Annotated in this window: 21 protein-coding genes; 9 read left to right on the top strand and 12 right to left on the bottom strand. The window is 68.5% G+C overall.

All coding sequences use genetic code 11. The features are described 5' to 3' along the window. Positions 1-8: 8 nt before the first annotated feature. Together L1081_RS21195 and L1081_RS21190 are read right to left on the bottom strand one after the other, a co-directional pair. Entirely contained in the window at positions 9-1,202 is a 1,194-nt protein-coding gene (locus tag L1081_RS21195) for a phosphoglycerate kinase (RefSeq protein ID WP_489413942.1), read from the bottom strand. Positions 1,203-1,302: 100 nt separating this feature from the next. After that, positions 1,303-2,208, bottom strand: coding sequence for a LysR substrate-binding domain-containing protein (locus L1081_RS21190; RefSeq protein WP_489413941.1), 906 nt, complete (start codon positions 2,206-2,208; stop codon positions 1,303-1,305). A gap of 89 nt (positions 2,209-2,297) precedes the next feature. Between L1081_RS21190 and L1081_RS21185 the strand changes: the two genes are divergently transcribed. The 6 genes from L1081_RS21185 to L1081_RS21160 are packed head-to-tail and all read left to right on the top strand — an operon-like array spanning position 2,298 to position 7,809. Then, positions 2,298-2,846, top strand: coding sequence for a VOC family protein (locus L1081_RS21185; RefSeq protein ID WP_489413940.1), 549 nt, complete (start codon positions 2,298-2,300; stop codon positions 2,844-2,846). Continuing rightward, the gene (locus L1081_RS21180; RefSeq protein ID WP_489413939.1) at positions 2,839-3,960 is read left to right on the top strand and encodes an alpha/beta hydrolase family protein; all 1,122 of its coding nucleotides are present in this window, start codon (positions 2,839-2,841) and stop codon (positions 3,958-3,960) included. The genes L1081_RS21185 and L1081_RS21180 overlap by 8 nt, the downstream gene beginning before the upstream one ends. A 7-nt stretch (positions 3,961-3,967) precedes the next feature. Continuing rightward, complete coding sequence (locus L1081_RS21175; RefSeq protein WP_489413938.1) at positions 3,968-5,620, top strand: FAD-dependent oxidoreductase; 1,653 nt, start codon at positions 3,968-3,970, stop codon at positions 5,618-5,620. After that, entirely contained in the window at positions 5,617-5,820 is a 204-nt protein-coding gene (locus tag L1081_RS21170; RefSeq protein WP_489413937.1) for a DUF2783 domain-containing protein, read from the top strand. The genes L1081_RS21175 and L1081_RS21170 overlap by 4 nt, the downstream gene beginning before the upstream one ends. Then, positions 5,817-6,794, top strand: a complete 978-nt coding sequence (locus L1081_RS21165; protein WP_489413936.1) for an MBL fold metallo-hydrolase — start codon at positions 5,817-5,819, stop codon at positions 6,792-6,794. Before L1081_RS21170 ends, L1081_RS21165 begins: the two co-directional genes overlap by 4 nt. Before the next feature lie 40 nt (positions 6,795-6,834). Then, complete coding sequence (locus L1081_RS21160) at positions 6,835-7,809, top strand: tripartite tricarboxylate transporter substrate-binding protein (RefSeq protein ID WP_489416820.1); 975 nt, start codon at positions 6,835-6,837, stop codon at positions 7,807-7,809. A gap of 16 nt (positions 7,810-7,825) precedes the next feature. Here the strand turns inward: L1081_RS21160 and L1081_RS21155 are convergent, their stop codons facing one another. From L1081_RS21155 to def, 5 genes are read right to left on the bottom strand one after another with little or no spacing between them, the layout of a single operon-like run. Next, positions 7,826-8,161: a branched-chain amino acid transport AzlD family protein gene (locus tag L1081_RS21155; protein WP_018905216.1), complete on the bottom strand. Its 336-nt coding sequence runs from the start codon at positions 8,159-8,161 to the stop codon at positions 7,826-7,828. Beyond that, complete coding sequence (locus L1081_RS21150; RefSeq protein ID WP_124959063.1) at positions 8,158-8,898, bottom strand: AzlC family ABC transporter permease; 741 nt, start codon at positions 8,896-8,898, stop codon at positions 8,158-8,160. The genes L1081_RS21155 and L1081_RS21150 overlap by 4 nt, the downstream gene beginning before the upstream one ends. Beyond that, positions 8,898-9,857, bottom strand: coding sequence for a methionyl-tRNA formyltransferase (fmt, locus tag L1081_RS21145; protein ID WP_489413935.1), 960 nt, complete (start codon positions 9,855-9,857; stop codon positions 8,898-8,900). The genes L1081_RS21150 and fmt overlap by 1 nt, the downstream gene beginning before the upstream one ends. Then, on the bottom strand, positions 9,854-10,351 hold the full coding sequence (locus L1081_RS21140) for a hypothetical protein (protein WP_489413934.1): 498 nt from the start codon (positions 10,349-10,351) through the stop codon (positions 9,854-9,856). The genes fmt and L1081_RS21140 overlap by 4 nt, the downstream gene beginning before the upstream one ends. Further along, positions 10,348-10,869: a peptide deformylase gene (def, locus tag L1081_RS21135; protein ID WP_015867852.1), complete on the bottom strand. Its 522-nt coding sequence runs from the start codon at positions 10,867-10,869 to the stop codon at positions 10,348-10,350. Before def ends, L1081_RS21140 begins: the two co-directional genes overlap by 4 nt. A gap of 160 nt (positions 10,870-11,029) precedes the next feature. On the opposite strand from def, the gene L1081_RS21130 reads away from it, so the two are divergent. From L1081_RS21130 to L1081_RS21120, 3 genes are all read left to right on the top strand, one after another. Beyond that, the gene (locus L1081_RS21130; RefSeq protein WP_489413933.1) at positions 11,030-12,244 is read left to right on the top strand and encodes a LysM peptidoglycan-binding domain-containing protein; all 1,215 of its coding nucleotides are present in this window, start codon (positions 11,030-11,032) and stop codon (positions 12,242-12,244) included. 33 nt (positions 12,245-12,277) lie between these two features. Beyond that, on the top strand, positions 12,278-13,429 hold the full coding sequence (dprA, locus tag L1081_RS21125) for a DNA-processing protein DprA (protein ID WP_489413932.1): 1,152 nt from the start codon (positions 12,278-12,280) through the stop codon (positions 13,427-13,429). Between the two features lie 148 nt (positions 13,430-13,577). Beyond that, positions 13,578-14,096, top strand: a complete 519-nt coding sequence (locus L1081_RS21120; protein WP_489413931.1) for a DUF494 family protein — start codon at positions 13,578-13,580, stop codon at positions 14,094-14,096. 131 nt (positions 14,097-14,227) lie between these two features. Here L1081_RS21120 and L1081_RS21115 read toward each other — a convergent pair whose 3' ends face one another. The 5 genes from L1081_RS21115 to L1081_RS21095 all read right to left on the bottom strand — a co-directional run bounded on the left by L1081_RS21115 (position 14,228) and on the right by L1081_RS21095 (position 23,944). Further along, positions 14,228-16,636 carry a DUF1631 family protein gene (locus L1081_RS21115; protein WP_489413930.1) on the bottom strand — a complete coding sequence of 803 codons (2,409 nt, stop codon included), beginning with the start codon at positions 16,634-16,636 and terminating at the stop codon, positions 14,228-14,230. Between the two features lie 140 nt (positions 16,637-16,776). After that, on the bottom strand, positions 16,777-17,736 hold the full coding sequence (secF, locus tag L1081_RS21110) for a protein translocase subunit SecF (RefSeq protein ID WP_489413929.1): 960 nt from the start codon (positions 17,734-17,736) through the stop codon (positions 16,777-16,779). 18 nt (positions 17,737-17,754) lie between these two features. After that, positions 17,755-19,638 carry a protein translocase subunit SecD gene (gene secD / locus L1081_RS21105; RefSeq protein WP_489413928.1) on the bottom strand — a complete coding sequence of 628 codons (1,884 nt, stop codon included), beginning with the start codon at positions 19,636-19,638 and terminating at the stop codon, positions 17,755-17,757. A 90-nt stretch (positions 19,639-19,728) separates the two neighbouring features. Next, the gene (yajC, locus tag L1081_RS21100) at positions 19,729-20,064 is read right to left on the bottom strand and encodes a preprotein translocase subunit YajC (RefSeq protein WP_018905224.1); all 336 of its coding nucleotides are present in this window, start codon (positions 20,062-20,064) and stop codon (positions 19,729-19,731) included. Between the two features lie 271 nt (positions 20,065-20,335). Continuing rightward, positions 20,336-23,944, bottom strand: coding sequence for an indolepyruvate ferredoxin oxidoreductase family protein (locus tag L1081_RS21095; protein WP_489413927.1), 3,609 nt, complete (start codon positions 23,942-23,944; stop codon positions 20,336-20,338). Between the last annotated feature and the right edge of the window lie 48 nt (positions 23,945-23,992).

Below are 23,992 nucleotides of genomic sequence, written 5' to 3'. Positions count from 1 at the left end.
GCGAAAAATCAGCCTGCGGCACGCTTGGCAAGGATTTCGAAAGCCGGCAGCGTCTTGCCCTCGAGCACTTCGAGGAAGGCGCCGCCGCCGGTCGAGATGTAGCCGACCTGCTTCTCGATGCCGTACTTGGCAATGGCCGCGAGCGTGTCGCCGCCGCCGGCAATCGAGAACGCGCTGCTCTCGGCAATGGCCTGGGCGATGGCCTTGGTGCCGCCCGCGAAGGCGTCGAACTCGAACACGCCCACCGGGCCGTTCCAGACGATGGTGCCGGCTTCGCGCAGCTGCGCGGCCAGGATCGCGGCGGTCTTGGGGCCGATGTCCAGGATCAGGTCGTCGTCGGCCACGCCGCTCGCGTCCTTGACGCTGGCGGGCGCATCGGCCGCGAAGGTCTTGGCCGTGACCACGTCCACCGGGATCGGCACGTCGGCGCCGCGCGCGCGCATGGATTCGATCACTGCCTTGGCCTGGTCGACCAGGTCGGGCTCGGCCAGCGACTTGCCGATCTTGAGGCCGGCCGCGAGCATGAAGGTGTTGGCGATGCCGCCGCCGACGATCAGCTGGTCGACGTTGGCCGACAGGCTCTTCAAGATGGTGAGCTTGGTGCTGACCTTGGAGCCCGCCACGATGGCCACCAGCGGCCGCTTGGGCTGGGCCAGCGCCTTGGTGATGGCGTCGATCTCGGCCGCGAGCAGCGGGCCGGCCGCGGCCACCTTGGCGAACTGCGCGATGCCGTAGGTGGTGGCTTCGGCGCGGTGGGCGGTGCCGAAGGCGTCGTTCACATAGATGTCGGTGAGTGCGGCGAGCTTGCGGGCGAGCGCCTCGTCGTTCTTCTTCTCGCCCTTGTTGACGCGGCAGTTCTCGAGCAGCACGACCTGGCCGGGCTTGACGTCGACGCCGTCGACCCAGTTGGCGACCAGCGGCACTTCGCGGCCGAGCAGCTCGCCCAGGCGCTTGGCCACGGGGGCGAGCGAGTCCTCGGGCTTGAATTCGCCTTCGGTCGGGCGGCCCAGGTGCGAGGTCACCATCACGGCTGCGCCGGCGTCGAGCGCCAGCTGGATGCAGGGCACCGCGGCGCGGATGCGCGTGTCTTCGGTGATGTGGCCGGCATCGTCCTGCGGCACATTGAGGTCGGCACGGATGAAGACGCGCTGGCCGGCGGCCTTGCCCTGCGCGCAGAGGTCGGTGAATCGAATGACGTTCATGGATCTGGAGGAGGAGGTGGTGGAAGACAGGTCGCCTTCCATTGTAGGTTTGGCCCCGGCACCACCCTGAGCGCCTGTTGCGGCGCGCCGATGCTTTTCGTCAGCCCTTGGGCTGCGCCCGGGCGTAGCGCTCGAGGATCTCGACGAAGCTCGCGGCCGCGGGCGACAGGGTGCGCCGCGCCGCGCTGTAGATGCAGACCTCGCGATGGAAGTCGGGCGATTCGAGCCGCACCATCTGCAGGCCGTGGGCGCGCACCAGCGGCGCCGAATAGGTCGGGCACACGGTGAGCCCCAGCCCCGAGGCCACCATGCCGAGCGCGGTGGTCATGTACGACACCTCCTGGGTGCCGGGACGCAGCATGTAGTCGCGCTCCGCCGGCGCCAGCTCGGGCAGCACGCGCTGGCGGAAGTCGCGCGTGGGCGCAATGAAGGTGTAGGGGCCGAGTTCTTGCCAGCGCACCTTGCGGCGTTTCGCAAAGGCGTGGCCGGGCGGGCAGATCAGCCAGTGCCGGTCGCGAAACAGCGTGCGGCGCTCGATGGCGCCGTCGACCGCCACGTCCTGCCCCACCGCGAGTTCCACGTCGCCGGCCGCCACGCCAGCCAGCAGGTGCTCGGGCAGCGTGTCGGCCAGGCGCACGTCGACGTCGGGGAAGGCCTCGCGGTAGAGCGCGATCACGCGCGGCATCAGCGTGCAGGCCATGAGCTGCGGCGCTGCAAGCCGCAACAGCCCTTTCTTCTTGTCACGCAAATCCGTGACGCCGGCCACCGCGCCCGCGAGGTCGCCCAGCAGCCGGTGCACCGAAGGCAGGAACTCGCGCCCGGCCTCCGACAGCTGCACGCGCCGCGTGTGGCGGTCGAGCAGCTGCACGCCGATCTCGCGCTCGAGTTCGCGCACCAGCACGCTGAGCGCCGATTGCGTGAGGTGCAGCTGCTGCGCCGCCGCGGTGAAGCTTCCGGTCTCGGCCACGGCCGCGAAGGCGCGCAATTGGCGCAGGGTCAGATTCATATGCTTATTTCATCAATCGATGAATTAATTTCGATTGCATCATAAGACGCGGCATTGCCCAATCGCGGCTCACCGGAGACAAGAAAGCCATGCCGACGACCGTCCACGCGGCCCCGCCAGTTCGCGGGCTGCACCATTTCGCCTGGCGCTGCCGCGACAGCGAGGAAACCCGCCGCTTCTACGAAGACCTGCTGGGCCTGCCGCTCGCGCACGTCATCAAGAGCGACCACGTGCCGAGCACGGGCGAGTACTGCCCCTACGTGCACATCTTCTTCCGCATGCGCGATGGTTCGTACATCGCCTTCTTCGACCTGGGCGACGACGTCGCCGCGCTGCCTTCGCCCAATACGCCGGCCTGGGTGAACCACATCGCGCTGCGGGTCGATTCCGTGGCCGACCTGCTCGCCGCCAAGGCGCGGCTCGAGGGCGCGGGCGTCGAAGTGCTGGGCGTGACCGACCACCACATCATCGAATCGATCTACTTCTTCGATCCCAACGGCCTTCGCGTCGAGCTGACCACGCCGACGGTGCCGCAGGCCGAGATGGAGGCGCATGCGCTGCGCGCCCGCGCGGACCTCGATGCGTGGACCGTGCGCAAGGCCGGGCTGCGCACGGCGAAAGGCGCGGCGCATGTCTGAGCTGCAACTCGCCGTCATCGACGTGAAGCCCGGCGCGGCCATGGAGAGCCAGTCGGGCCTGCAGATGCTGCGCCCGCGCATCTACGGCGCCTTCCGCGCGCCGCCGGGCCCGAAGAAGGTCGCGGCCATCGTGATGCACCCGACCAGCAACTTCATGGGCCACTACCTGATCGGCCCGCTGGCCGAGCGCGGCATCTGCTGCATGGGACTGAACTCGCGCTACGTGGGCAACGACACGGTGCTGCTGATGGAGCGCGCAATCCAGGACCTGGGCGCCGGCGTGCAGTACCTGCGCGCGGCCGGCTACCAGAAGGTGTTCCTGGTCGGCAATTCCGGCGGCGCGGCGCTCTCGGCCTTCTACCAGGCGCAGGCCGAGAAGCTCACCGCCACCCACCTGCCCGACGGCGATCCCACGCACCTGCACCCGGGCGACCTGCCGCCCGTGGACGGCATTGCGCTGTGCGCCGCGCACCTGGGCCGCACGCGGCTGATGCGCGACTGGATCGACCCGTCCGTCACCGACGAGCACGACCCGCTCTCGGTGGACCCCGAGCTCGACATGTACGACCCGCGCCACCGCATGCCCTACGACCGCGGTTTTCTCGCGCGCTTCAGCGCGGCGCAGAAAGCGCGGCTCGATCGCATCGAACAATGGTGCGTCGACCGCCTCGCGCTGCTGCGCAGCACCCCGGGCGCGCCGCGCGACCAGACCTTCATCGTCTACCGCACGCATGCCGATCCGCGCTGCGTGGACCTTTCGCTCGATGCCAACGACCGCCTGCCGGGCAGCGTGTGGGGCGATGCGCGCCAGGTCAACTACTCGGCCAATGCGATGGGCCGCACCACCTCGCTCACCGCGTTTCTCTCGCAATGGTCTTCGCGCTCGCAGGCCGATGGGCCGGCCAACCTCGCGCGCACCAGCGTTGCGAAGCTGCTGCTGACCTACACCGGCGACCAGTCGACCTTCCCGAGCACGCGCGCCGCCTGGATGGCCGCGGGCGGTGCGCGCATCCGCAACGTCGACATCGTGGGCGGCAACCACTATCTCGCGGGCCAGCCCGAGCTGATTCCGAAGGCGGCCGACGCCATCGCCGAATTCGCCCACGCGCTGTAGAAGAGACATGGAAAGCTTTGCATTTGCGCCGGCCTACGAGTTGCCGGTCTGGCCCTTCGTGCCGCCGCCCGAACTGGGCAGCACCCAAACCGTTCGCCACCCGATCGTGATCGTCGGCGCCGGCCCCTCGGGCCTCACGCTGGCCTGCGACCTGGCACAACGCGGCGTGCGCGCGGTGCTGCTCGACGAGGACGACACCGTCGGCGTGCGCGGCGCGTCGTCGCGCGGCATCTGCTACGCGCAGAAGAGCCTCGAAATATTCGAGCGCCTCGGCATCTACGAGCGCATCGCGGCCAAGGGCATCACCTGGTCGCTCGGGCGCACCTTCTCGGGCGAGCAGGAGGTCTACAGCTTCAACCTGCAGGCCGAGAGCGTCTCCAGGCAGCCGCCCTTCATCAACCTGCAGCAGTTCTATGTCGAGTGGTTCCTGGTCGAGCGCATCCTCGAACTCGGGCTGACCGACGCGCGCTGGAAGAGCCGCGTGACGCACATCGAGCCCTTGAGCGATGGCGTGCGCATCGACGTCGAAACGCCCGCAGGCCGCTACACCATCGAGGCCGACCGCCTGATCGACGCGACCGGCGCCAACAGCCCGATCCGCACGCAGCTCGGCATCGATGCACACGCCTCGCGCAGCACCGACCGCTGGTGCATCAGCGACGTGCGCTTCAAGAAGCCGCTGCCCACCGAGCGCTGGACCTGGGTCGACGCACCCTTCAACGAAGGCCGCGGCGTCTGGCAGCACCTGATGGCCGATGGCGTGTGGCGCATCGACTGCCAGATGCCCGAGGACTGCGACACCGCCCACATCAGCCGGCCCGAAGTGGCGGGCGCGCGGCTACGCGAGCAGCTCGGGCCGGGCGTGGAATTCGAGTTCGTCTGGATCGGCCCGTACGGCTACCGCGACCACCTGCTGGACAGCTTCCGCCACGGCCGCGTGTTCTTCATCGGCGACGCCGCGCACGTGGTGAGTCCCTTCGGCGCGCGCGGCGGCAACAGCGGCATCCAGGATGCGGCCAACCTCGGCTGGAAGCTCGCGCTGGTCGCGCAAGGCCGCGCGGGCGATGCGCTGCTCGACAGCTACGACGCCGAACGGCAGCCGGCCGCGAAGGAGAACCTCAGGGTGACGAGCCGCTCGGCGCGCTTCCTTGCGCCGCGCTCGCCGGCCGAGCACACGCTGCGCCGCGCGGTGGTGGCGCTGGCCGCGCGCCATCCGTTTGCGCGTGCGCTGGTCAACACCGGCCGCATGTCGGTCGCCAACGACTATCCGCCCGCGCCGCAGTTGCCGGAAGGCGCACGCACGGTGCAGAACCTGCCGCTGCGCTGGGCCGATGGCCGTGAGACCACGCTGATGCAGCTGCTGGCCGAGGGCACGCAGTGCCTGGGCCTGTGGCTCGCCCCCACGCGCGCCGCGGCCAGGGCGGCAATGGACGCCACGGCGTCCCTGCCGCTGCGCCTGCTGGCCATCGGCGGCGACAGCGGGCTGCCCACGCTGCAGGCCGACGAGAAGCTCACGCGCCACCTCGGCCTCCACGACGCGGGCAGCTTCGTCCTCGTGCGGCCCGATGCCTACCGCGGCGCGACGCTGCCGAAGGCCACGCCCGACGCGATCGCCAGCGCGCTGCGCACGGCGCTCGCCCTCGACCAGCACGCCCCATGATCACCGAGCCCCGCATTCCCGACCCCGACGGCTTCTACGCCGCGCTGCTGGCCGCGCACGAAGGCCTGGACGAAGCGCGGAGCGCCGACCTCAACGCCCGCCTCGTGCTGCTGCTGGCCAGCCAGTGCGGCGACTCCGCCGTACTGCTCGCCTGCATCCGCGCCGCGGCCGAAGACCTCACGACTACCGCCACCCCATGACCAGCAACGTCTCCTTCGCCTCGGCTTCCGACACGCGCGAGCAGAAGCCGCAACTGCGCGAACTCGCGCCCAACGTGTATGGCTACATCAGCGACTTCGATCCGAACTGCGGCTTCGTCGTCGGCGGCGAACAGGTGGTGCTGATCGACACGCGTCCCACGCCGCGCATGGCGCGCGACTTCCTGGCCGCCATCCGCACGGTGACCGACAAGCCGATCAAGACCATCGTGCTCACGCACTACCACGCAGTGCGCGTGATGGGCGCGAGCGCCTTCGGCGAGGTCGAGGCCATCATCGCGAGCCACGGCACGCTCGACTGGATCCGAACGCGCGGCCAGGCCGATTTCGATTCGGAGGTCGGCCGCTTCCCGCGCCTCTTCGCGGGCGTCGAGGAGATTCCGGGCCTGACCTTTCCGACGCAGAGCTTCGAGCGCGAGATGAGCCTCTGGCTCGGCCCCCATCGCGGCCAGAACCGCGAGCTCCGCCTGATGGCCCTGGGCCGCGGCCATTCGAGCGGCGACACGGTCGCATGGCTGCCCGACTGCGGCGTGCTGTTCTCGGGCGACGTGGTCGAGAACCGCTGCGGCGTCTACGCGGGCGACGCCTACATCGGCGACTGGTCCGGCACGCTCGATGCGGTGCAGGCCTTGAAGCCGCGCGTGCTGGTGCCGGGCCGCGGCGCCGTGCTGCAGGGCGAGGCCGAATGCGCCGAGGCCATCGGGCTCACCCAGGCCTTTCTCCAGGCCCTGCTCGACAGCGTGAAGGCCGGCATTGCCGCGGGCGAAACGCTCAAGGGCTGCTTCGCGCGCGCCGAAGCGGCGATGGCGCCGCGCTTCGGCAGCTGGCCCGTATTCCAGCACGTACTGCCCTTCGATGTCTCGCGCGCCTACGACGAACTGCGCGGCATCGAACATCCCGTGGTGTGGACCGCGGAGCGCGACCGCGCGCTGTGGCAGACGCTGCGCGGCGAATGACCCGAACAGATTTCAAGTCAAGCAACGGAGACACGAAATGATGAAGCGACTGATTCCCCTCGTGGCCGCGGCCCTCGCGCTGGCCGCCCCCTTCGCATCCGCGCAGCAGCCCGCCGCCTATCCGAGCCAGCCGGTCAAATGGATCGTGCCCTACGTGGCCGGCGGCGGCACCGACAACCTGGCGCGCTCGCTGGCCGAGGCGATGCAGCCTTCGCTGGGGCAGCCGCTCGTCATCGACAACCGGCCGGGCGCATCGACCAACATCGGCGTCTCGGTGCTGATGCAGGCCAAGCCCGACGGCTACACCATCATGCAGGCCGAGAACGCGGCGCTGCTCTTCAACGAGCACATGTTCGCCAGGCTGCCCTACAAGCCCGCGAGCGACTTCACCTACATCGGCGCCATCGGCCGCTTTCCGGTGGCGCTGGTGGTGCACCCGGACTTTCCCGCGAAGAACGTGGCCGAGTTCGTGCGCTACGTGAAGGCCAACCCGGAGAAGGCGAGCTATGCCTCGCCCGGCAACGGCTCGCCGCACCACGTGGCGATGGAGCTCTTCAAGCAGAAGGCCGGCCTGACCATCACGCACGTGCCCTACAAGGGCGCCGCGCCCGCCATGACCGACCTGATGGGGGGCCAGGTGCCCACGATGATGCTCGACCTGGCCTCGGGCCTGCCGATCATCAAGGCGGGCAAGGTGCGGGTGCTGGCGATTGCGCTGCCGCAGCGCGCGAGCGCTCTGCCCGAGGTGCCCACCTTCGTCGAGGCCGGCTTCAGCGACGTCAATGCCTACGCCTTCCACGGCCTGATCGGCCCGGCCGGCATGCCGCCCGAGGCGGTGGCGCGCATCAACGGCGAACTGCACAAGGCGATGAAGGCACCGAAGGTGGCGAAGCTGTTCTCGGAGTTCGGCTTCGAGGCGCTGCCGGGCACGCCGCAGGATTTCTACAAGCTCTCGCGGGCCGAGAGCGATCGCTGGGGCAAGATCATCCAGGCCGCCGGCGTGAAGCTGGACTGAAAGGAAGTGCCGCCGGCTACCAGCCGAGGCCCAGGTGCAGCGGCAGGTACACCGCCATGCCCGCGAGCATCGTGCCGAGCACGCCGCGCCGCCAGTAGTAGTAAGCGGCGCCGACCACGGCCGCATACAGGCGCGCGTCGTGCAGCGTGGTGATCAGGTGGCCCTGGGTCATCACGATCTCGGGCGCGATCACGCCGGCCAGCGCGGCGGCCGGTGCGTAGTGCAGCGCGCGGTGCGCCCACTCGGGCAGGCCCCAGGGCCGGTCGAGGATGAAGAAGAAGCAGCGCGTGAGCACCGTGACCGCAGCCAGCCCGACGATCACGCCCATCGTCCACAGGTCGGTGCCCTTCACTTGTCGTCCTCCGCGTCGGGGTCGAGCCCGAACCGCCTCTCGAGCCAGAAGCACAGCAGCACCGCGGCGCCAATGGCCACCACGATGTTGAGCTTGAGCGGCAGGGCATAGGCGGCCACCGCGGTGGCGCTGGCGACCAGCGCGGCCAGCACGCGCAGCCGCGTGGTGGCCATCGAGCAGACGATCGCCACCAGGCTCAGCACACCGGCAAAGCCCAGGCCCCAGCTCTGCGGAATGAAGTTGGCCAGCGCAATGCCCAGGAGGCTCATGCCCATCCAGGAGCACCAGGTCACGAAGTAGTTGCCGGTGAGGTAGGCCTCCTGCGACTGCTGCTCGGCGACGGTGGCCGGCGGTGCCGCGTATTGCCGGGTGAAGAGCGCATAGCTCAGGTCGGCCGTCAGGTAGCCGTGCGTCATGCGGCGCCAGCGCGGCATGTGCATGAGGTAGGGCCGCAGGTGCAGGCTGAAGACCACGAAGCGCAGGTTGACGCAAAAGCCCGTGGCCAGGATCACCCAGGCCGGCGCGCCCGCGAACAAGAGCGGAATGGCCGCGAGCTGGGAGCTGCCGGCGTAGACCAGCAGCGTCATGGCCACCGACTCCAGCACGCTCATGTTCGACTTGACCATGGCCACGCCGGTCATCAGGCCCCAGGCGCCGATACCCAGCGCGGCCGAGGACATGTCGCGGATGCCGGCGCGGAATTCGGGGCGGCGGCGGATGGCTGCGGAAAGGAACATCAGCCGAACCGCTGCCCGGGCTTCAGGTCGAAGCCGCGCAGGAAGTCGGCCACGGCCAGGCGCTTGCCGCCGGGCCGCTGCAGTTCGGTGGCCATCACGATCGAGCCGGCCGCTGCCACCGCAAGGCCGGCGTCGCTCACGGCCAGCAGGGTGCCCGGCGCGGCCGACGAGACCTCGGCCGGCGGCGCTGCATGCGCGGCCCAGAGCTTGATGGTCTCGCCGTCGAGCGAACTGTTGGCGCCCGGAAACGGGTCGAAGGCCCGGATGCGCCGCACGATGGCGTCGGCCGGCTGGCTCCAGTCGACCTGGGCTTCGTGCTTCTCGACCTTGCTCGCGTAGGTGACGCCTTCGTCCGGCTGCGGCGTACGCACAAGGTGGCCGATGTCGGCCAGCGCCTGGACGATCATGCGGCCGCCCAGTTCGGCCAGGCGGTCGTGCAGCCGGGCGGTGTTGTCGCTGCCGATGTCGACGGCTTCGCGCAGCAGCATGTCGCCGGTGTCCAGGCCGGCGTCCATCTGCATGATGGTGATGCCGGTCTGCGCGTCGCCGGCCTCGATGGCGCGGTGAATGGGCGCAGCGCCGCGCCAGCGCGGCAGCAGGCTCGCGTGGATGTTGAGGCAGCCGTGCGCCGGCAGGTCGAGCACCCATTGCGGCAGGATGAGGCCGTAGGCCGCCACCACCATCACGTCGGGCGCGGCCGCCAGCAGCGCCTCGCGCGCGGCCGCGGCGTCTTCCGGGTACTTGCCGTCCAGCCGCAGGCTGCGCGGCTGCGCCACCGGCCAGCCGTGGGCGGCGGCGCATTGCTTGACGGGAGAGGCCTGCAGCTTCATGCCGCGGCCCGCGGGCCGGTCGGGCTGGCTCAGCACCAGCGCGATCTCATGGCCGGCGGCGGCAATGGCTTCGAGCGCGGCGCGCGCGAACTCGGGCGTGCCCGCGAAAACGACCTTGAGCGCAGTCAATCGCGGATCCGGACGAGTTCGAGGTCGTCCCCCGTGTGATAGCGGCGAACCACGCCGGTGGGGTCGATGTAGATATAGAGCATGCGGCGCTCGTTCACGGCCTTGTAGCGCCAGGTCCAGATCACGCCGTCGAACGAGCTCACGCGGCTGATTTCAAAAGGCCGGCCATAGAAGGCGAGCACGTCGTTCTGGCGCCACTGGTCGACCTTGATGTCGTGGCCGAAGCGCGCCTCGCTGAGCACCTGGGTCACGGAGACGACCTTGCCGGAAGCATCGACGTCGATGTCGGTGACCTCGAAGCCCGCCGGCATGCGCGAATACTGGAGGCGCTCGCCGCCGCCGGTGAGCGGATAGCGGCCCGTGGGCGGGCCCAGGCGCTGCAGGGTTTCGGCGGCGGTGGTGCCGGGAACGATGCGCGTGGGTTCGCTGGCGCAGCCCGCAAGCACGAGCACTGCGGCAAGGCCGAGCGCCCAGGGCCGCAGGGAGGCTTTCATGCCCGGCCCTCTTTGGCTTCTTCCCGCTGCTGCTTGAGCAGCTTGCTCTTGATGCGGTTGCGCTTGAGCGGCGACAGGTATTCGACGAACACCTTGCCCAGCAGGTGGTCGAGCTCGTGCTGGATGCACACGGCCAGGAGGCCTTCGGCCTCGATGGTGCGCAGTTCGCCGTTCTCGTCCAGCGCCTGGACCTTGACCGAGGTGGAGCGCATGACGCCGTCGTAGATGCCCGGCACCGAGAGACAGCCCTCTTCGTTCAACACCTTTTCGTCGCTTGCCCAGATAATTTCGGGGTTGATGAGCACCAGCGGCTCGTTGCGTTCCTCGGACACGTCGATGACGACCAGCCGCTCGTGCACGTCGACCTGGGTCGCGGCCAGGCCGATGCCGCTGGCGTCGTACATGGTCTCGAGCATGTCGGCCACCAGGGCCTTGATGCGCGCGTCGACGCCCTGCACGGGCTTGGCAACCGTGTGCAGGCGCTTGTCCGGGTAACTCAGAATGATTCGTTTGGCCATGAAACAGGGAGAAAGTTGTGGCTATTTTCGCCAATTCCGCGACGCGGCGACTCCGGATCGCCTGAAAACGTTGCCCTCCCAAGGGCTTCGGGCGCAGAATTCGTAGCAAATTGTGAGATTCGTATGCGCGCCGATACGCGGCGCGCTCACCCATCCAGACATGAAAAAGCTCCGAATCACTGTCCGCCAGCGCCCGCATCTTCTCGCCACGTTGGCTGCCCTTGCGGTGATCACTGGCGGCACAACGGCGTGGGCGCAGAACTACCCCGTCACGCCGCAGCAGCGCGCCACCGCCCAGCAAACCGCCCAGAACGGCGTTCCGCTGAGCGAGCTGGCGCCCAATGCGCCGGACGAATACACGGTCAAGCCCGGCGACACGCTGTGGGCCATCTCGCGCCTCTACCTGCTGCGCCCCTGGCGCTGGCCGGAACTGTGGGGCATGAACATCAGCGAAATCGCGAACCCGCACCGCATCTACCCCGGCCAGGTTCTCTACCTGGACAAGACCGGCGGCCGCGCACGCCTGACCATGCGCCGCGGCGCGGGCGGCAGCGCCGACAGCGGCACCATCAAGCTGTCGCCGCGCACGCGCTTCGACTCGCTGGCCGGCATGGCATTGCCCACGCTCAACCCGAGTGTCATCGAGCCCTTCCTGAGCGAGCCGATCGTGGTCGATGCCGACACGCTGCAGGCCGCGCCGCGCATCGTCGCGGGCAACGACAGCCGCGTCCTGCTGTCGCGCGGCGACCGTGCCTATGCGCGCGGCAACGCCGAGACGCCGCTGCTCGAAACGCCCGGCCCGCTGAAGAATTTCCGCGTGTTCCGCAGCGCCACGCCGCTGAAGGACCCGGGAACCGGTGAAATCCTCGGCTACGAGGCGCAGTACCTGGGCAAGGCGCAGCTCCAGCGTGGCGAATCGACCACGGTCGAGACCACCAACGACAAGGACGTCATCACCGTGGTGCCGGCCAGCGTCGACATCATCGCGGCGCGCGAGGAAATCCGCGCCGGCGACCGCCTGCTGCCCGAACCGCCGCGCCAGCTGCTGAGCTATGTGCCGCGCGCCCCCACCACGCAGGTCGAGGGCCGCATCATCTCGGTCTATGGCAACGCGGTGCAGTTCGCGGCCCAGAACCAGGTGGTGGCCATCAACAAGGGCACCCGCGACGGCATCGACAGCGGCCACGTGCTGGCCATCCTCAAGAACGGCGAGACCATTCTCGACCGCACCGGCGCGCGCAAGGAAACCATCAAGCTGCCGAACGAACGCATCGGCTTGCTGATGGTGTTCCGGCCCTTCGAAAAGGTTTCGTACGCACTGGTGCTCGAGATCACCGACACTCCGAAGGCGGGCGACTTCCTCGTCAATCCCTGACGCTTTTTCCGTTTTCTTCTTTCTCCGCTTCATTTGGACCGAGCAGAACTCGCAGGCTGGCTGCGGCTTTCACTGACGCCGGGCATCGGCGATGGCGCCGCGCGCCGGCTGCTGGCGGCCTTCGGCCTGCCCGAGAAAGTCTTTGCGCAGACGGGCGAGGCGCTGCGCCAGGTGGTGTCGGCGGCGCAGGCCGATGCCTTGCACCAGCCGCCGCCGGGCCTGCAGGCCCAGCTCGACCAGACCTGGCAATGGCTGCAGCCCGGCCACGATGACGGCGCCGCGCGCCGCCTGGTCACGCTGGGCGATGCCGCCTACCCCGCCTCGCTGCTCGAAATGGCCGACCCGCCGCTGATGCTCTACGTGCTCGGCGCCGCGGACTTCGACCTGACCCAGCTCGGCCACAGCATTGCGGTGGTCGGCAGCCGCAACCCCACGCCGCAGGGCGCCGCCAACGCCCGCGCCTTTGCGCGTGCGCTCGGCGAAGCGGGCCTGCCGGTGGTGTCGGGCCTCGCGCTCGGGGTCGATGGCGCCGCGCACCAGGGCGCGCTCGATGCGGCCGGCGACATGCCGCGGCTGGCCACGGTGGCCGTGGTGGGCACCGGCCTGGACCGCGTCTATCCCGCGCGGCACCGCGACCTGGCGCACCGCATCACGCTGCAGGGCCTGATCGTGAGCGAGCTGCCGCTCGGCACGCCGCCGCTCACGCAGAACTTCCCCAAGCGCAACCGCCTCATCGCCGGCCTGGCGCGCGGCACGCTGGTGGTCGAAGCCGCGCTGGCATCGGGCTCGCTGATCACCGCACGGCTCACCTCGGAGCAGGGCAAGGAAGTGTTCGCCATTCCGGGTTCGATCCATTCGCCGCAGTCGCGCGGCTGCCATGCGCTGATCCGCCAGGGCGCGAAGCTGGTCGAATCGGTCAACGACATCCTCGAGGAGCTGCCGTCGCTGCACGCGGGCAGCGCGGCGGCGCCGGCTGCCGCGAACGGCGATGCCGGCGCTATGCCCGCCGCGCGCGAAGAGCCCTTGCTGGATGCGCTCGGCTTCGATCCCGTGAGCCTGGACGCGCTGAGCGCGCGCACCGGCTGGAGTGCCGCCGCGTTGCAGGCCAGGCTGCTCGAACTCGAGCTCGACGGCCACGTCGCGCGCCTGCCCGGCGGCCTGTTCCAGCGAGCAGCCATCGGCTGACGCCCGGGCCCGCGCCCGCTTTTTCGTGAAACACCGCGGAACCGGCTTTGCCGGGCCGCCGGTGTTGCCCCCGGTGGGGGGAAGGCGCGCGTGACACGAAGTGCACGAAGCCTGGGGCAAGCCACGTTTCCTCGGCTATATTGGGCCCATGTTCGAAGTGCTCGTGTTTGTCTACGAAAACTATTGGCGCGGCGATGCCTGCCCCGAACCCGAACAACTGGGCCGCAAGCTCAGCGCCCACGGCTTCGAGGCAGAAGAAATCCGCGATGCGCTGCACTGGCTCGACGGCCTGAGCCTTGCCACGCAGGGCATGCAGCTCGAACGAAGTCCCGGCGACGACGCCGTGGCCACGGTCACGCTGCGCGGCGTGACCGAAGCGGCCCTGCCCCAGTCGGACAACGCCATGCGGGTCTATTCGCAGGCCGAGCAGGAGCACCTGGGCGCCGACTGCCTGGGCTTCATCCGCTTTCTCGAATCGTCGAACGTGCTGTCCTGCGGCCTGCGCGAGATCGTCATCGAGCGCGCCATGGCAGCACCGGGCGATCCGGTCGCGCTCGACGAGCTCAAGATCATCGTGCTGATGGTGCACTGGAGCACCGGCATCGAGCCCGACGCGCTGGTGCTCGACGAACTCTGCGAGAGCCGCGAGGGGCGTACAGCGCACTAGCTAGGCTCTCCCCCAGGCTTCGCGCACTTCGTGTCGCTTCTCCCTCCCCCTCGCCGGGGGCAACACCTGAGGCCCGGCGAAGCCGGTTCCTCGGTGTTCCACGAACGGACAAGAACAGCCAAGGCGGCTGACTAATTCAAGAGCCGTTCGGGATTCGCGTCGAGCTTGGCCAGCGCCTCGCGCGTGGCGCGCACCGTGAGCGTTTCTTCCTCTGCCGGCACCAGCAGGCCGGCCTGCAGGTAGTTGGCCAGCCGGCCGACCTGGATCAGGAAGCTGCGGCCATCGGCCGAGGCGAACAGGTGCAGCTGCTTGCGGTCGCTGCGCCAGACGAACTGCACCTGGCTCACGCGGTCGTTGTGGTCGAGCATGAACCAGTTGCCCACCTCCAGTTCGTGGGCCCACGCCAGCATGTCTTCGGCCGGAACGCCGCCCACAGTGTCGGCCACGACCTCGATCGAGGCTGCATCCACGCCCAGCAGCAGTTCGATGCTGTTCGCATCGAGCGGCAGGCTGGAGGCGCCGCCGTCGTCGGTCACGAAATCTTCCAGGTGCGCGAGGCGCTCGGCCATGGCCTCGATCTTGGCCGCGGGAATGGCTTCGGTCTTCGACAGGAAGGCGTCGGACAAGGTGGCGCCGATGGCCTTGATATGGGCTTCCTGCGGCTCATCGATGATGCCCAGCAGGTTCATGCCCAGGCGCAGGCGCTGCAGCAGCTGCGGCAGGTCCTGGATCACGCGCGCGCGGTCGGCGCGGTTGGGCTTGGCGCTTGCCGCCCACACCAGCTCGGAGGCCACGCGCTTGAGCATCACCGTCTGCTCGCCCTGGGCGCCGTAGCGCAGCGCCGCAATCGCCAGCACCTCGGCCCAGACCTTGAAGAGGAACTCGCGGATCTCCTCGCGCACCGGCATGTCGTTGAGCATCTTGCGCAGCTCGATGGTGTATTGGATCGCCATCGTCTCCTTCTGCTCGACCTGCTGCGCCACGCTCATGACGCGCTGGGTGGCGTCGCTTTGCGTGAGATAGCGGTTCAGGAAGGCGACGAACTCGTCGAACACCAGCTTGAAGACGCGCTGGCCGGTTTCGGGGTACTGCTCGATCACCTGCACCACGCGCCGGATCTCGCCCTCGAGAGCACTGCCCGAGATGGCGGCGGCATCGAAGCCCATCACGCACGAGCCCATGCGGTCGATCAGCATGCGCGCCGGATGCTGCAGCGTGCCGAAGAACTCGGGCTCGGCAATGGCCACGCGCAGCACCGGCATCTGCAGGCGGGCAAACCACACGCGCGCCGAGAAAGGAATGCGCTCCTCGGCGAGGATGGCCTGGAACATGAGCGCCACGATCTCGACAGTGGCCTTGTCGGCGGTGGTGGGCGCCCTTTTCTTGAGCTCGGTGCTGCGCCGCCGAAGGTCGACCGCGGTCTGCTGGATGAGGGTGGCCTGCTCCTCGGAGCCCGGCACCGAGCCCTGCATGTACTGCGAGGCAGCCGCCCGGTAGGCGGCCTCGGCCTCGGCGATCACGCCGACAAAGGTCCTGGAGGCGGCGCGGGCGCTCCCCGCGCTGGTCACGCCGGCCCCCGCGGCGGCCGCATGGCCGTCCATTCCCGTCGTCGTCATCGAAGGCGAAGCCGGCGGCTCCGCGCCGATGCGGGCAGCGACGAAGCGCTTGAGGCTCAGGAGCGCCGTCTGCGCGCGCTGGCGGGCGACCATCAACGGCGAGCCGCCCGTGGTGAAGGCCGGCGCGGACGGCGCAAAAGCCCGTGCCTGCGGGGAGGAGTTGTCGGCGCTGCCCGGCCGCTGCACGGCACCCGCGGCCTGCGCCGCACCGCCGGCGTAGGGCGATGTCGGCATCGTCGCCGGTCCGGTGGCGCTGCCGCCGCTGCTGCTGCTGCCGGTGCGGCGGACAAAGCTCTTGAGATCGATTTCGGGCATCACGCCCTGGGAAACCAGGAAGGCGTTGGCGTCTTCATAGGCCTTGACGACCACGCCGACGAGCTGCTGCTGCACGGTGTCCTGCACCCGCGCCCACAGCGCGCGGCTCAGGCCGGCCGCCAGCCACTGGTCCACCAGCAGCCTGGCCAGGGTTTCGGGCCTGAGCACGTCGTGGGCGTCGAGTTCTGCGGTGCCTTCCAGGAACTGGATGCGCAGCCGCAGGTCGCTGAGTTCGAAGCTGGCCTTGTCGTGGATCAGCTGCGCCAGGCGCGACGACAGGATGCTGCTTTCCATCGCATCGTCGTCGATGAGTTCGAGCCGCAGCTTCGCGCCGGACGACACCACCGGCGCCGCCCCCGGGGTGCCGACCGACCTGCGCCAGCCCGCCTGCGCGAGCGACACCCATTGCGAGGCCTGGCCCTGGAATGCCACGAAGTCGTCGCGGCTCTCCTGCATGGCGCGCGCACTGCCGATTTCCGAGGCCTGCTGCGTCAGGCGGTCCCGTATCGCCTGCGCCAGCGGGACGATGACGCCCTCGGTGGCGCGAACGAAACGCTCGCGCGTCTCGCGTGCGAGCTGCAGGGAGGAGGCGGACCGCGCAATGCTCATTGAAGGATCGGGAAGGCCAATGGGACTCTATTTTTCGGCGAAAGCCGAGAGCTTGCATCGGCAAGCGCCACCGCACAAGTGTGCATCACCTGCGGCATGGCGGCGGGCTTGCGCGGCGCGTCCCGTTGATCCGGCGCAAATCAGACCACGGCGCCGGCGTTCGGGTCGTCCTCGGAGCCGCCGTCGCGCTTGGTCGGTCCGCCCTTGATCAGGTCTTCGCGCTTGATGCCCAGCCACATCGCGATGGCGGCCGCCACGAAGCACGACGAGTAGATGCCGAACAGGATGCCGATGGTCAGCGCCAGCGCGAAGTAGTGCAGCGTCGGGCCGCCGAAGAAGAACATCGAGAGCACCACCAGCTGGGTCGAGCCGTGCGTGATGATGGTGCGGCTGATGGTCGAGGTGATCGCGTTGTCGATGATCTCGACCGTGCTCATCTTGCGGTAGCGCCGGAAGTTCTCGCGCACCCGGTCGAAGATCACGACCGACTCGTTGACCGAATAGCCCAGCACCGCCAGCACCGCCGCCAGCACCGCGAGCGAAAACTCCCACTGGAAGAAGGCGAAGAAGCCTAGGATGATGACCACGTCGTGCAGGTTGGCCAGCACGGTGGCTACGGCGAACTTCCATTCGAAGCGAATCGCCAGGTAGATCATGATGCCCACCACCACCATGGCGAGCGCCTTGAGCCCGTTGGTGGTGAGCTCCTCGCCAACCTGCGGGCCGACCACCTCGATGCCGCGCTGCGTGGCCGAGGGATCGACCGACTTGAGCGCCTGCATCACCTGCGCGCTCTGCTGGTCGGAGTTCATGCCCTTTTGCGCCGGCAGGCGGATCTGCACGTCGCGCGAGGTGCCGTAGCTCTGCACCTGGACTTCAGGGTAGCCGAGCTTGCTGACGGCTTCCCGCACCTTGCCGATGTCGGCGGACTGCTGATAGGCCACCTCCATCACGGTGCCGCCGGTGAACTCCACCGACAGGTGCAGCCCGCGGTGCAGCAGGAAGAACACCGCCAGCGCGAAGGTGACGAAGGAGATGATGTTCAGCACCAGCGCGTGGCGCATGAACGGGATGGTCTTGTGGATGCGGAAGAATTCCATGGCGCTTGTCCTTGACCTTTACTTGCCTTCAGCCACGGCGGTGCCGTCGGTCTTGGGGCGCCAGACCGTGCCGATCGACACCGTCTTGAGTTTCTTCTTCTGGCCGTACCAGAAGTTCACGAGGCCGCGCGAGAAGAACACGGCGGAGAACATCGAAGTGACGATGCCGATGCAGTGCACCACCGCGAAGCCGCGCACCGGCCCCGAGCCGAAGGCCAGCAGCGCGATGCCCGCGATCAGCGTGGTCACGTTGGAGTCGAGGATCGTGCCCCAGGCGCGGTCGTAGCCGGCGTGGATGGCCGCCTGCGGGGAGGCGCCGTTGCGCAGTTCCTCGCGCACGCGTTCGTTGATCAGCACGTTGGAGTCGATGGCCACGCCGATGGCCAGCGCCATGGCCGCGATGCCGGGCAGCGTGAGCGTGGCCTGCAGCATCGAGAGAATGGCCACCAGCAGCATCAGGTTGACGGCCAGCGCGATCGAGGAGAACAGGCCGAACAGCGCGTAGTAGGCGCACATGAACACCATGATGGCCAGGAAGCCATACATCACGCTCTTGAAGCCCTTCTCGATGTTGTCGGCGCCCAAGGTCGGGCCGATGGTGCGTTCCTGGATGATTTCCATCGGCGCGGCCAGCGAGCCGGCGCGCAGCAGCAGCGCAAGGTCGGCGGCTTCGGTCACGGTCATCGAGCCGGAGATCTGGAAGCGGTTGCCGAGCTCGCCGTTGATCGACGGGGCCGTGAGCACTTCGCCCTTGCCCTTCTCGAAGATCAGCATGGCCATGCGCTTCTTGTAGTTCTCGCGGCTCACGTCGCGCATGATCCGGCCGCCCTTGGCGTCCATGGTCAGGTCGACCTTGGGCTGGTTGCTCTGCTGGTCGAAGCCGGGCTGCGCGTCGGTGAGGTTCTCGCCGGTGACGAGCACCTGCTTCTTCACGATCACCGGGCGGCCGTTGCGCTCGAGGAATTTCTCGGAGCCGAAGGGCACCGGCCCGCCGCTCAGCTCGGCCGCGCGGCCTTCGGCGCTTTCGTCGACCAGGCGCATCTCGAGCGTGGCGGTGCGCCCCAGGATGTCCTTGGCCTTGGCCGTGTCCTGCACGCCGGGCAGCTGCACCACGATGCGGTCCAGGCCCTGCTGCTGGATCACCGGCTCGGCCACGCCGAGTTCGTTGATCCGGTTGTGCAGCGTGGTGATGTTCTGCTTGAGTGCCGCGTCCTGCAGCCGGCGCGCGGCTTCGGGCTTGATGGTGGCCACGAGGCGCCAGTTGCTGCCATCCTGGCTGTCGGTGGTGGCGAGATCCTGGAACTGGTCCTGGATCAGCCGCTTGGCCGCTTCCAGCGCGGCCGCGTCGCGGAACGAGACCTCGATGGCCTGGCCATTGCGGTTCACCGAGGTGCCGCGGATGCCCTTGTCGCGGAAGGTGGTGCGCAGGTCGCTGGCGAAGGATTCGGCCTTCTTGTCGATGGCTCCCTTCATGTCGACCTGCAGCAGGAAGTCGACGCCGCCGCGCAGGTCGAGGCCCAGGTACATCGGGAACGCATGCAGCGCCGTGAGCCAGGCCGGCGAGCGCGAGACCAGGTTCAGCGCCACCACGTAGGGCGGATCGGCGGGATCGGGCACCAGCGCGCGCTGCACCGTGTCGCGCGCCTTGAGCTGCTCGTCAGGCGTGGCGAAGCGCGCGCGCAGCGAGCCGCCTTCGAGCGTGAGCAGGTCGGGCGCGAGCCCGGCTGCCTTGAGCGCCTCCTCGACCCGGCTCTGGGTGGCCGCGTCGACCTTGACGGTGGACTTGGCCGCGGACACCTGCACGGCAGGCGCCTCGCCGAAGAAATTCGGCAGGGAATAGATCAACCCCACAAGCAGCACGATCACGATGATCGCGTACTTCCAGACCGGATAACGGTTCATGAGAAAGCGCTTTTCAGAAACGGAACAGTGGCGTGACTTGAGGCCATGCGCCGCAAAGCGCAAGGCCGGGCCGCGCGTTGATTGCCTGGCTTACTGCTTGACGGCGCCCTTGGGCAGGACCTGGACCACAGCGCTGCGCTGGATCTTGATTTCCACGCCATTGGCGATTTCGAGGCCGAGGTACTGGTCGCCGAGCGAGGTGATCTTGCCGAGCACGCCGCCGGCGGTTGCGACTTCATCGCCCTTGGCCAGCGCCTCGATCATGGCGCGCGCTTCCTTCTGGCGCTTCATTTGCGGACGGATCATCACGAAATACAGCACCACGAACATCAGCACCAGGGGCAGCATGCTGCCCAGCGAGGACAGCATGTCGCCACCGCCGGAAGCTGCGGGTGCGGTTTGGGCGAAAGCAGAGGAAATGAACAAGAGAGTCTCCAGCAGAGAGAAGAGAGGAATGTCAGAAGCGCGGATCGGGCCCGCGGTTCCGCGGCCCCGTGGAAAAGGCCGCGAGTCAGAGCTTGAGGCGGCGTCGGCCGCGCGCAGCAGCGGGCATTGTATTCGTGGCAATGCCCCGCTCCGCGCGCTTATCCGGCGCGCGGGGCAGGGCTTTCCATGGGCTTCGGCTGCGCGTCTCTTGCTAGCTTTTCAGGAGCAATAGCGCGGGGCGGCCGGCGGCGCCAGGCCGGCCTCGGGAAAATCACGCGGCGGTGCGCTGCGCCTGCTGTGGATTGCGCCACTTGGCGAGCAGTTCGCTCCAGCGGGTGCGGGCGGCGGCAAGGTTGCGGTCCTTCACATGGCCGTAGCCGCGGATCTGCTCGGGCAGGCTCGCGATCTCCAGCGCCAGCGCATGGTTCTCGGCGCGAAGGCCAGCAATCACTTCCTCGATGCTCGCGCGGTACTCCCCGATGAGCGCGCGCTCGGTCCTGCGCTCTTCGGTGCGCCCGAAGATGTCCAGCGCCGTGCCGCGCAGGCCCTTGAGCCGGGCCAGCAGCCTGAAGCCGGAGAGCATCCAGGGGCCGAACTTCTGCTTCTGCAGCTGGCCCTTGGCGTTCTTCCTGGCGATGATGGGCGGCGCGAGGTGGTAGTTGAGCTTGAAATCCTTGCCCATCTCACCTTCGAACATGCCTTCGACGCGATCGAGGAAGCTGCGGTCGGTGTGCAGGCGCGCCACCTCGTACTCGTCCTTGTAGGCCATGAGCTTGAACAGGTAGCGGGCCACCGTTTCGGCCAGCGCGGTCTTGCCCAGCGCCGACTCGGCCTGCCGGACCTTGTCCACGAACTGCCGGTATTCCTCGGCATAGGCCGCGTTCTGGTAGCCCGTGAGGAATTCGGCCCGGCGCGCCACCAGGCTTTCGACGGTTTCGCGCTTCTTGAACTCGATCACCTGGCCCGGGCGCAGGCGCTTTTGCAGCTCGTCCGGACGGACGGCCGCCTGGCGGCCCCATGCGAAGGCGGCCTTGTTGTTCTCGACCGCCACCGCATTGAGCTCGATGGCGCGCAGCAGCGACTCGAGCGCCAGCGGGATCCAGCCCTTTTGCCAGGCGAAGCCCAGCAGCATCGGATTGGCATAGAGGCTGTCGCCCATCAGCGTGGTGGCCGCGGCATCGGCGTCGAAGGTGCCGAGCGCATCGGCGCCGATGGCGCGCGCGATCTGGCTGGCGCAGTCGTCCTGCGGGTTCACCCAGTTGGCGTTGCGCACGAAAGCCGCCGTGGGCGTGCTGTGCGTGTTGAGCGCCACGTGCGTGCGCCCTTCGCGCATGCGCGCCAGGGTTTCGGCGTTGACGGCCACCAGCGGATCGGCCGCCAGGATGAGGTCGGCCGCGGCGGTGCCGACGCGCGTGGTGCGGATCGCGTCCTGCGACTGGCCGATCAGCGCATGGCTCCAGGTGGCGCCGCCCTTTTGCGCGAGGCCGGCCGCGTCCTGCGTGACGATGCCCTTGCCCTCGATGTGCGCCGCCATGCCCAGCAGCTGGCCGATGGTGATGACGCCCGTGCCGCCGACGCCGGCCACCACGATGCCCCACACCTGGTCTTGCGCCAGCACCGGCACGGCCGGCTCGGGCAGCGGGCCCAGCGCGAGCGGCGAATCGGCCTTGTCCCTGGCCTTCTTCTTGAGCTGCCCGCCTTCGACCGTGACGAAGCTGGGGCAGAAGCCCTTGAGGCAGCTCATGTCCTTGTTGCAGCTGCTCTGGTTGATGGTGCGCTTGCGGCCGAACTCGGTTTCCAGCGGCTCGACCGACAGGCAGTTGCTCTGCACGCTGCAGTCGCCGCAGCCTTCGCAGACCAGCTCGTTGATGACCACGCGCTTGGCCGGATCGACGGCCGTGCCCCGCTTGCGGCGGCGGCGCTTCTCTGTGGCGCAGGTCTGGTCGTAGATGATGGCGGTGGTGCCGGCGATCTCGCGGAACTCGCGCTGGACCTCGTCGAGCAGGTCGCGGTGCTTGACCGCCACATGGTCGCCCGGGATGTTCACGCCTTCGTACTTCTCGGGCTCGTCGGTGACGATGACGACCTTCTTGGCGCCCTCGGCATGCAGGCTCTCGGCGATCTGCAGCACCGAGTGGCCCTCGGGCCGCTCGCCGACCTGCTGGCCGCCGGTCATGGCGACGGCGTCGTTGTAGAGGATCTTGTAGGTGATGTTCACGCCGGCCGCGATGCTCTGGCGGATGGCCAGCAGGCCGCTGTGGAAGTAGGTGCCGTCGCCCAGGTTCGCGAAGATGTGCTGGTCGGTGGTGAAGGGCTGCTGGCCGACCCACGGCACGCCCTCGCCGCCCATCTGCGTGAAACCGATGGTGGAGCGGTCCATCCAGGTGGCCATGAAGTGGCAGCCGATGCCGCCCATGGCGCGCGAGCCCTCGGGCACCACGGTGCTGGTGTTGTGCGGGCAGCCCGAGCAGAACCAGGGCTGGCGGTCGGCGCCCTGCACGCCGCCCACCTTGAGCACTTCCATCGAGCGCTCCTTGGCCTCGAGGATGGCCATCTGGGCGTCGATGCGCGCGCGCATGTCGGCGCCGGCCTGCTCCAGGATGCCGAGCTTGCGCAGGCGCTGTGCAATCGCCTTGGCGATCAGCGCCGGGTTCAGGTCGGCATTGGCGCGCAGCAGCGTGTTGGCCGTGGGGTTGGGCATGGCCCATTCGCCGCCGGAGAAATCGCCGTCGAGCTCGTTGAACTTGCCGAGCACGGTGGGGCGCACGTCGGCGCGCCAGTTGTAGAGCTCTTCCTTCAGCTGGTATTCGATGACCTGGCGCTTTTCTTCCACCACCAGGATCTCTTGCAGGCCGGTGGCGAAGTCGCGCGTGAGCTGCGCCTCCAGCGGCCACACCACGCCCACCTTGTGCAGCCGGATGCCCAGCTGGCGGCAGGTGGCGTCGTCCAGGCCCAGGTCGATCAGGGCCTGGCGGGTGTCGTTGTAGGCCTTGCCGCTGGCCATGATGCCGAAGCGGTCGTTCGGGCCCTCGATCACGTTGTGGTTCAGCCGGTTGGCGCGGATGTAGGCGAGCGCGGCATACCACTTGTAGTGCATGAGCCGCGCTTCCTGCTCGAGCGCGTGGTCGGGCCAGCGGATGTGCAGGCCGCCGGGGGGCATCTGGAAATCGGTGGGAATGACGATCTCGACGCGGTCCGGGTCGATCATGGCCGTGGCGCTCGACTCGACGATTTCCTGGATCGTCTTCATGCCCGACCAGATGCCCGAGAAGCGGCTCATCGCAAAGGCGTGGATGCCCAGGTCCAGGATTTCCTGCACGTTGGCCGGAAAGAACACCGGCGTGCCGCAGGCCTTGAAGATGTGGTCGCTCTGGTGCGCGGCCGTGCTGCTCTTGGAGATGTGGTCGTCGCCCGCCACCGCGATCACGCCGCCCCATTCGGTGGTGCCCGCCATGTTGGCGTGCTTGAAGACGTCGGAGCAGCGGTCCACGCCCGGGCCCTTGCCATACCAGATGCCGAAGACGCCGTCGAACCTGTTGGTGCCCGCGGGCGAGAAGCCCAGTTGCTGGGTGCCCCAGAGCGCGGTGGCGGCGAGCTCTTCGTTCACGCCGGGCTGGAAGACGATGTTCTGTTCCTTCAGGAACTTGCTGGCCTTCCACAGCGCCTGGTCGTAGCCGCCGAGCGGGGAGCCGCGGTAGCCGCTGATGAAGCCTGCGGTGTTCTTGCCGGCCTGCTTGTCTCGCAGGCGCTGCAGCATCGGCAGCTTGACCAGCGCCTGCACGCCGCTCATGAAGGCACGGCCGTAATCGAGGCTGTATTTGTCGTCGAGCGTGACCGTTTCGAGGGCCTTGCGAATGTGCTCCGGCAGCGGTGCGTTCATTGTTGTCTGTCTCCGTGTGGCAGGGCTTTTTGGGCCTGGCTGATGGGG

It is taken from the genome of Variovorax sp. MSC1_012 (assembly GCF_023667525.1).
Taxonomy (GTDB): domain Bacteria; phylum Pseudomonadota; class Gammaproteobacteria; order Burkholderiales; family Burkholderiaceae_C; genus Variovorax; species Variovorax beijingensis_B.
This window is presented reverse-complemented; position numbering and strand designations above follow the sequence as displayed.